This is a genomic window from Neisseria sp. P0009.S007 (genome assembly GCF_051962515.1).
The window spans coordinates 1-7,506 of sequence record NZ_JBQCVF010000102.1; the positions used below are offsets into that span (position 1 = coordinate 1).

Genomic DNA, 7,506 nt, shown 5'->3' on the forward strand with positions numbered 1-7,506 from the left:
TCCCAGCCGATGGCTTCGAGGAAGGAGGCGGTGCGTGCTTGGGCTTCTTCTTCGTCGAGCATGTCGAGTTTGTTCAGCACCAGCCAGCGCGGTTTGCCGTAAAGTTCTTCATCGTATTTGCGCAATTCGTTGATGATGGCTAGGGCTTCTTCAGCAGGGTTGACGGTTTCGTCGAAGGGCGCCAAATCGACGACGTGCAACAGCAGGCCGGTGCGCGATAGGTGTTTGAGAAAGCGGTGGCCGAGGCCTGCACCTTCTGCCGCGCCTTCAATCAGGCCGGGGATATCGGCCATGACAAAGCTGTGGTTTTCGTCGATGCGCACGACGCCTAAATTCGGATGCAGGGTGGTAAAGGGGTAGTTGGCGATTTTGGGGCGTGCGGCGGATACGGCGGTAATCAGGGTGGATTTACCGGCGTTGGGCATGCCTAACAAGCCGACGTCGGCGAGGACTTTAAGCTCGAGTTGCAGGGAACGGGTTTCGCCTTCTTCGCCGGGCGTGGATTGTTTGGGCGCGCGGTTGACGGAGGATTTGAAGTGGATGTTGCCCAAGCCGCCTTTGCCGCCTTTGGCGAGGCAGACGCGCTGGCCGTGGTGAGTGAGGTCGGCAACGATTTCGTCTGTATCGAGGTCGCGGATAAGGGTGCCGACGGGCATTTTGAGGACGATGTCGTCCGCACCTGCGCCATAGCGGTCGGAGCCGTGGCCTTTTTCGCCGTTTTTGGCTTGGTAGCGTTTGACGAAGCGGTATTCGACGAGGGTGTTGGTGTTTTCGTCGGCTTCTGCCCAAACGCTGCCGCCTTTGCCGCCGTCGCCGCCGTCAGGGCCGCCGCGGGGTACGAATTTTTCGCGGCGGAAACTGGTTGCGCCATTACCGCCTTTGCCTGCGGCGACTTCGATTTTTGCTTCGTCGATAAATTTCATGATGTTCTCTTATGGGTATTCGGTTGTTTCAGACGGCCTTTGTTAATAGAGGAGCTTGGTATCTGAACGGATAAAATGTTGCTTATTATAAAGGATATTTCGGTTTTAGGCCGTCTGAAATATGGTTTCAGACGGCCTTGGATTTATTGGGCGAGGGCTTGGTCGATTTCTTGGTAGAGTTGGGTGAAATTGGGTTCGCCAACGTAGGTTTTAAGGATGTTGCCGTTTTTGTCGATCAGGACGGAAGTCGGGTAAACCTGTGTACCAAAGGCTTTTGCGGCAGTTTTGTCGGCATCGTACATGACGGTGAAGGGAAGGCCGTATTCTTTGACGTACTGATGGACGCTTTCGATAGGATCGATGGGCTGGGCAATGCCGAGGACTTGGAAATTTTTGCCTTGATAGTCTTGGGCGGTTTTGATGATTTTAGGCATCTCGCTCACGCAGCCGGGGCAGGAGGGAAACCAGAAGTTAATGAGGGTAACTTTGTCTTTCAAATCGGCGTTGGTAATGGTTTTGCCTTGCAGGTCGGGCAGGGCGAAATCAGGGGCGGCTTTGTTGCTGGGGATAAGGACGAAGGTAAGAAGCGCGCCAATCGTGGCAATGACAAGGAGTGTGAGTATTTTTTTCATGATTCGAGGTTTTGAATTGCGTATGCTAAGGTTTGGGGAACGCTGATGCTGTGGCCGCTTTCGCTGCTGACGGGCATAAGGGTAACTTCGGCTTCGATGGCAGCTTTGCCGTTGGGCAGGGTTGCGGTTTGGCTGAGGATGATGTGGCGTGTGCCGATGTCTTTCAGACGGCCTGTGAAGGTTAAAACATCGCCTTCAAGCGACGGGCGGCGATAGCGGATATCGACGCGTGCAACAACGAGCATGATGCCTTCGAGTTCGGACAGAAGGTCATGCTCTTGAAAAAACGTCCAGCGTGCTTCTTCGAGAAATTCGAGATAGCGCGCATTGTTGACGTGGCCGTAGCCGTCGAGGTGGTAGTTGCGGACGGTCAGTTTCATCAGTTGAGATTGATGGGTTGGAACTCTTCGCGTGCGATTGGTTCGTGTTCGAGGTCGGTAATCACGGTGGAGAGTTGGATGTCGAACCATTCGTTGAAAATGTCGGCGTCCAAATCCGGCCATTCGCTTTCGTCTTCGCACCAGTCGGCCAATTCAGCAGCAAAAATGTCTTCAAAGCGCGCTTCGATTTCGTCCCATACTTCGTCGGCGGTTTCGCACGGGCGAACGAGGTAGGAATTGGCATCGGCTTGGATATCTTCAAGCGTTAGGCCGTCTAGGTGATTGCCGGGCAGGGATTTCAGCCAGTTCCAAAAAGGATCGAGGGGGATGAGCAGGAAGACGCTGCGGTTGACTTCGTACATGGTGTTTTCCTTGGTTTCTGTATAGTTGAATGATATAGCAAAGGTGGTGGACTGGCTATCTTTTGGGGGATAAAGGCCGTCTGAATTTCAGACGGCCTTTATTTTTGGGAACAATCAGAGGTTTTCTGATGGTGTTTGATACAGGGTTTGGGGATTGGCTGTATTGGGAATTTCTGCCGGAGCGGTTTGAGGGGCTGTTACCGGTTCGGAAGTGGCATTGCTGTCCACTAAGTCATCAATGTCGATGTTGTCGTCTTCGCTTTGAGGGAGCGTGCCGCCGGTTTGTTGGGTGCGGACTTTCATGTAAAGGTCGCGTGTGTAGCTGTATTTGTCGATGGCTGCGCCTTCGAGGCTGTCGGTCAGGTCGAGCAGTTCTTTACGGGTGTTGATGGCTTGCAGGCCGGTTGTGCCCCAGCGTCCTGCTCTGGTGTGGAAGACGGCGTTTTTAACCGGATAGAAAGTGGTGACGGCGTTGCCGACGGTATCGCGTACGGTAGACGGGCCGAGTAGGGGGACGACGAAGTAGTTGCTGTTTTTCCAGCCCCATGAGGCGAAGGTGTCGCCGAGGGTGTTTTTATTGCTGGGTACGCCGCCTGCACCGGCTATGTCGATTAAACCGCCCAGGCCGAAGGTGGTGTTGATGCCGACGCGGACGAGGTCTTCGCTAGCGCGTTTGACGTCAAGGCGCAGAACGTTGCTGCCAAAGCTGACGACATCGCGCAGGTTGTTGAAGAAGTTGCTTACACCGGTACGCACCGGTTTGGGCGTTACTTTGCGATAACCGCGTGCGACAGGAGAAAGGACGTATTTGTCTGCTTTGTCGTTGAACTTGGAAACGGTACGGTTGTAGCCTTCGTAAGGGTCGGCCGGATTGCGTTCGGCAAGTGCGGGAGCAGAGGCAAGGCTGATGAGGAGGCAGAGGGAAGCGGTGGTTTTTTTCATGATTGCAACCAGTCTTTGATTTCGTAAAGTTCGGCCAGTGCGCGGACGGAATCGGGAATGTTTTGAATGGTCGGTTTTTTGTCTGTCCGGCGCAGAGCGTTGAGCAGCAGGGAAACGCAGGCGGAATCTGCTTTGCCTACTTGGCTGAAGTCTATGCTGTCTGTTTCTTTCAGACGGCATTGTTGTTCGTAGCGCGCAAAGGCGGAGGCAGTCAGGGTTTTGACGGTAACGTCGCCGCTGATGTAGAGCGTGCCGTTGCGGATTTCTGTTTGCATGGTGTCTTTATGATGTAAGGCACCATGCCGTCTGAACATCAGGCGGCATGGTGCGGGGGTGGATTATTTACCGCCGTTTTTGGCTTTCAAATCGGCAATCAGGCCGTCGATGCCTTTGGCTTTGATGGTTTCGCCGAATTGGTTGCGGTATACGGTAACCAAGCTTGCGCCTTCTACTGCGACATTATATGCGCGGTATTTGCTGCCGCTTTGGTAGGTGGTGAAGTCCATGTTGACCGGTTTTTGGCCGGAAACGTTGATTTCGGCGCGGACGACGATTTCTTTACCGCCTTTGTTTACGACCGGGTTGTCTTTGATGTTGACCTTGGCGTTTTTGAATTTCAGCATGGTGCCGGAGTAGGTGCGGATCAGCAGGGTTTGGAACTCTTTAGTCAACGCTTGTTTTTGTGCGTCAGTTGCAGTACGCCATGGGTTGCCGACGGCCAAAGCTGTCATGCGTTGGAAGTCGAAGTAAGGGATGGCGTAGGCTTCAGCTTTTTGGCGTGCAGTGTTGGCATCGCCGCTGTTGAGGATTTTCAGCACTTGAACGGAGTTTTCACGGACTTGGTTGACTGCGTCGGCAGGAGAGGCAAATGCCATGCTGATGCTCAATACGCCGATGCTCAATGCGCTGATGAAGGAAGTTTTTTTCATGGGAGTGTCCTGAATATTGGGTTGATATGTGTTTATTGTTTGTTTTGACCGGCAGATTCACTGTCTGCGTTTTTTTCGGCAAAGCTGGTCATGAATTTGCCGATAAGGTTTTCCAAAACCATGGCGGAGCTGGTGACGGTAATGGTGTCGCCTGCCGCCAAAGAATCAGTATCGCCGCCTTGTTGCAGGCCGATGTATTGTTCGCCCAACAAGCCTGAAGTCAGGATTTGTGCGGAAACGTCGCTGCTGAACTGATATTGACTGTCCAGATTGAGGGCAACTTTTGCCTGATAGGATTTAGGGTCGAGCTGAATGGATGCAACGCGGCCCACCAGTACGCCTGCGGATTTGACCGGGGCGTTGGTTTTCAAGCCGCCGATGTCGCTGAAATCGGCATAGACGGTGTAGGTTTGTGATGATTTGCCGAACGATTGTCCGCCGGCGGCACGGAAGGCGAGAAAGCCGATAGCGGCTGCGCCCAGTAAGACAAACAGTCCTACCCAAAATTCCAAAGCATTTTTTTTCATGTGCTATTGTCCTTGTTTCATTCTTTTTAAGTGTCGTTTCAGACGGCCTTTAGTCGGTAAACATCCATGCGGTCAACATGAAGTCGACGGCGAGGATAGTCAGGGCGGAAGACACTACGGTGCGTGTACTGGCGCGCAAAATACCTTCGGAAGTCGGTACGCAGTGGAAGCCCTGATGTACGGCGATCAGCGTAACGGCTACACCGAAGGCGGCGGATTTGATTAAGCCGTTGAGTACGTCGTAATGGAAGGTAATGTTGTTTTGCATTTGCGACCAGAAAATACCGCCATCCAAACCCAGCCATTCGACGCCGACCAAATACGCGCCGTAAATGCCGGCAACATTGAAAATTGATGCCAACAAAGGCATGGAAAACACACCCGCCCAAAAGCGCGGCGCAACCACGCGTGCCACAGGGTCGACCGCCATCACGTTCATTGCTTCAAGCTGCTCAGTGGTTTTCATTAAGCCGATTTCGCTGGTCATGGCACCGCCCGCGCTGCTGGCAAACAGAATCGCCGCCAATACGGGACCTAATTCGCGCAACAGGGAAGCGGCAACCATATAGCCCAAAATATCGGCGGATTTGAATTTTGCCAGCTGCGTATAGCCTTGCAAGCCCAATACCATGCCGACAAACAGGCCGGAGACGGCAACAATCAGGACAGACAACACGCCTGCAAAGTAAACCTGGCGGATGCTCAGGCGCGGGCGGGCAAACGCCGTACCTGATTTGGCCAGGATCTGCAGGAAAAACAGCGTAATGCTGCCCAGCGATTGGATGAAGCCGAGGGTTTTTGCCCCGACGGAACGGATAAAATTCATAGGTTTCAGTTGATTGGTTAAATGGTTTTCAGACGGCCTTGTTTAAGTTTCAGGCCGTCTGAACATCAGCCCAGCAAGTCTTGTTTTAAAGTCGTTTGCGCCGGATAGCGGTAGGCGACGGGGCCGTCTGCCAAACCGCCGACAAACTGGCGTACCCAAGGCGAGTCGAGTTCGCGCATTTCTTCGGGCGATCCGGAGAACATGATTTCGCCGTGTGCCAGGAAAATGACTTGATCGACGATTTCCAGTGATTTTTCGATGTCGTGCGTTACCATTACGCTGGTGGAGCGCAGGGCTTTGTTGGCGCGGCTGATGAGGTGGGCGATGACGCCCAGTGAAATCGGGTCGAGGCCGGTGAAAGGCTCGTCGTACAACATGATTTCAGGGTCGAGCGCAATCGTACGCGCGAGGGCAACGCGGCGCGACATACCGCCGGAAAGCTCGGAAGGCATCAGGTTTTCAACACCGCGCAAACCGACTGCATTCAGTTTCAACACCACCAAATCGCGGATGACCGCTTCGGGCAAATCCGTCAGTTCGCGCATGGGGAAGGCGATGTTGTCGAAGACGGATAAGTCGGTGAACAATGCGCCGTGTTGGAACAAAACGCCCATGCGGCGGCGGTGTTCGTACAGCTCCTGCGCTGAAAATGCGGCCAAATCACGCCCTTCAATCAGCACTTTACCCGATTGCGGGTGGATTTGACCCGTAATCAGGCGCATCAGCGTGGTTTTACCGCTACCCGAACCACCCATTACGGCGGCGAAATTGCCTTGTGGAATGCTGAAGTTGATGTTGTTCAGAATAGGACGGTCGCCATATGCGAAGGCAACGTCTTTCATTTCGATGAAGGGTGTGGAACTCATGCAGGAGAGAGGTGTCGAAAAATGTATTTTAATTACGGGTATTGTAAAGGGTATTGGATATTCGGGCAATTTTCAGACGGCCTGCGCTTAGGAATAACGGGTAAAAACGTGTGAAAGAATGCAGAAGCGTTGGTGGTGCGGTCGTTTTGTCGCGTGTTGTGTCAAACATACAGACAGCTGTGTAGGTATATAAAGAGGCGGGCAAACATACCCGCCTTGTTTTTAATATTTCTGCAAACCTTCCACCTTGATTTCTTTGGCATTGGCATTGATGAAGGCTTGAGTTGCTTTCATTGTGGCTTGGATGCGCGGATCGTTCCAGCGCACGATTTGGTTGTTTTCATCGCGCTTGTCCGACCAGATAATCACTCCGTCGGTGTATTTTTTGCTGATTTCGAGCATTTTGCGCCAGCGGACGGGGTTGATGAATTGCTTGAAATAAGGGCTGTTGGTGGCCGAATAATATTGCGGCCAGATGTAGCCGATGATTTTTTTGTTGGGAAAGCGTTGGTGGATGTCGTCAACGGCGGTTTTCACGTCTTTTTCCCATTGCACCAAATCGGGGGAAGTGATGTAGAACACAGGATTGGCATAGTCGCTGATGGCGGCGGTGGGCGCACGACGTTTGCTGACTTGCCGCCATTTGGCCAAGATGGCTTCGTTGTCAACGTTGGGGCGGTAGTGGCGGATGCCGTGCAAATGTTCGGAGGGCATGCCGTAGTTGCTGATGAAGGCGCGCGGGTTTTCTTCTCTGAAGATTTGGTACATCCGCGCAAAGTCGGTTCTTAATTCGTCGGGGGTCAGCAGCTGGCCGTCTTTTTCGGCAAACCAGCTTTCGATGTCGGTGGAAATGGTGCGGTAGCCTTCGCGGCGCGATTGTTTGGCCAATTCACGAATGCGCGCTTCGTTGAGTACGCCGTGTTTGCGTTTGCCCGTCGGATCGGGTTTGACCAGCTCGCTTTCGTAAACCAAGAACACTTTGGAGAGTTTGTCGGCAGTCAGGTCAGGTTTGCCGACATAGTCCATGCGGTCGTAGATGATGAAATCTTTGGCATGGGCGGAGAGGGCGGTCAATAAGAGGACGAGGGGCAAAAGGCGGTTGGGTTTCATGTTTTTAGG

Annotated in this window: 11 protein-coding genes; all 11 read right to left on the reverse strand. The window is 53.1% G+C overall.

The annotated features are described in order from the left end of the window. On the reverse strand, positions 1-923 hold a 923-nt coding region (obgE, locus tag ACTHS3_RS09230; protein ID WP_440367781.1), incomplete at its 3' end, for a GTPase ObgE. A 143-nt stretch (positions 924-1,066) separates the two neighbouring features. Further along, entirely contained in the window at positions 1,067-1,555 is a 489-nt protein-coding gene (locus ACTHS3_RS09235; protein WP_101755758.1) for a peroxiredoxin family protein, read from the reverse strand. Beyond that, complete coding sequence (locus tag ACTHS3_RS09240; protein WP_440367783.1) at positions 1,552-1,935, reverse strand: acyl-CoA thioesterase; 384 nt, start codon at positions 1,933-1,935, stop codon at positions 1,552-1,554. Before ACTHS3_RS09240 ends, ACTHS3_RS09235 begins: the two co-directional genes overlap by 4 nt. Further along, a complete protein-coding gene (locus ACTHS3_RS09245; RefSeq protein ID WP_003681812.1) occupies positions 1,935-2,297 on the reverse strand; it encodes a hypothetical protein in 363 nt (120 codons plus the stop codon). The genes ACTHS3_RS09240 and ACTHS3_RS09245 overlap by 1 nt, the downstream gene beginning before the upstream one ends. 114 nt (positions 2,298-2,411) lie before the next feature. Beyond that, positions 2,412-3,239 (reverse strand): MlaA family lipoprotein, encoded by an 828-nt coding sequence (locus ACTHS3_RS09250; RefSeq protein ID WP_440367785.1) that lies wholly within the window; start codon positions 3,237-3,239, stop codon positions 2,412-2,414. Beyond that, the gene (locus ACTHS3_RS09255; RefSeq protein ID WP_036493932.1) at positions 3,236-3,514 is read right to left on the reverse strand and encodes an STAS domain-containing protein; all 279 of its coding nucleotides are present in this window, start codon (positions 3,512-3,514) and stop codon (positions 3,236-3,238) included. Before ACTHS3_RS09255 ends, ACTHS3_RS09250 begins: the two co-directional genes overlap by 4 nt. Before the next feature lie 63 nt (positions 3,515-3,577). Beyond that, positions 3,578-4,168: an MlaC/ttg2D family ABC transporter substrate-binding protein gene (locus ACTHS3_RS09260; RefSeq protein ID WP_003681817.1), complete on the reverse strand. Its 591-nt coding sequence runs from the start codon at positions 4,166-4,168 to the stop codon at positions 3,578-3,580. 32 nt (positions 4,169-4,200) lie between these two features. Beyond that, positions 4,201-4,695, reverse strand: a complete 495-nt coding sequence (gene mlaD / locus ACTHS3_RS09265; protein ID WP_049329454.1) for an outer membrane lipid asymmetry maintenance protein MlaD — start codon at positions 4,693-4,695, stop codon at positions 4,201-4,203. Positions 4,696-4,744: 49 nt separating this feature from the next. After that, positions 4,745-5,521, reverse strand: a complete 777-nt coding sequence (mlaE, locus tag ACTHS3_RS09270) for a lipid asymmetry maintenance ABC transporter permease subunit MlaE (RefSeq protein WP_003683792.1) — start codon at positions 5,519-5,521, stop codon at positions 4,745-4,747. A gap of 65 nt (positions 5,522-5,586) precedes the next feature. Further along, entirely contained in the window at positions 5,587-6,387 is an 801-nt protein-coding gene (locus ACTHS3_RS09275) for an ABC transporter ATP-binding protein (RefSeq protein ID WP_049323595.1), read from the reverse strand. A 222-nt stretch (positions 6,388-6,609) separates the two neighbouring features. Then, a complete protein-coding gene (locus ACTHS3_RS09280; protein ID WP_070587951.1) occupies positions 6,610-7,497 on the reverse strand; it encodes a hypothetical protein in 888 nt (295 codons plus the stop codon). Positions 7,498-7,506 lie beyond the last annotated feature (9 nt).